The following is a 411-nucleotide window of genomic DNA, read 5'->3' as shown; positions in this document are numbered from 1 at the left end:
CTCTTACGATGGCGCATGACCTAATCCTTATAACCTAAATCTGTACTAACCTGAGACTTATAGGTCGTCAGCTAAACTAGCCGGAGGCCAGTTTTCTAGACGCATACCTAACGACAGTCCGCGAGACGCTAAAACATCCTTAATTTCAGTAAGAGATTTCTTACCTAAGTTAGGGGTCTTAAGCAACTCAACTTCAGTGCGTTGTACCAGATCTCCGATGTAATGAATCGCTTCGGCTTTTAAACAGTTAGCCGAACGTACAGTTAGCTCTAAATCGTCGACAGGACGCAGCAAAATCGGATCGAACTCCGGTTTCTCTTCTACAACAGCCTGCTCAGTAACATCACGTAGTTCAACAAACGCATCTAGCTGTTCAGCTAAAATTGTTGCAGAACGACGAATTGCTTCCTC

General features: G+C 44.3%; 1 protein-coding gene. It reads right to left on the bottom strand.

Going from position 1 to position 411, the window contains the following annotated elements:
• Positions 1-57: 57 nt before the first annotated feature.
• Positions 58-411 (bottom strand): DNA-directed RNA polymerase subunit alpha C-terminal domain-containing protein (locus AAEY79_RS14225; protein ID WP_352288879.1); only part of this gene is annotated, 354 nt, incomplete at its 5' end.

Origin of the sequence: Psychrobacter sp. GW64-MNA-CIBAN-0177, assembly GCF_040309585.1 — a bacterium.
GTDB lineage: Bacteria > Pseudomonadota > Gammaproteobacteria > Pseudomonadales > Moraxellaceae > Psychrobacter > Psychrobacter okhotskensis.
This window is presented reverse-complemented; position numbering and strand designations above follow the sequence as displayed.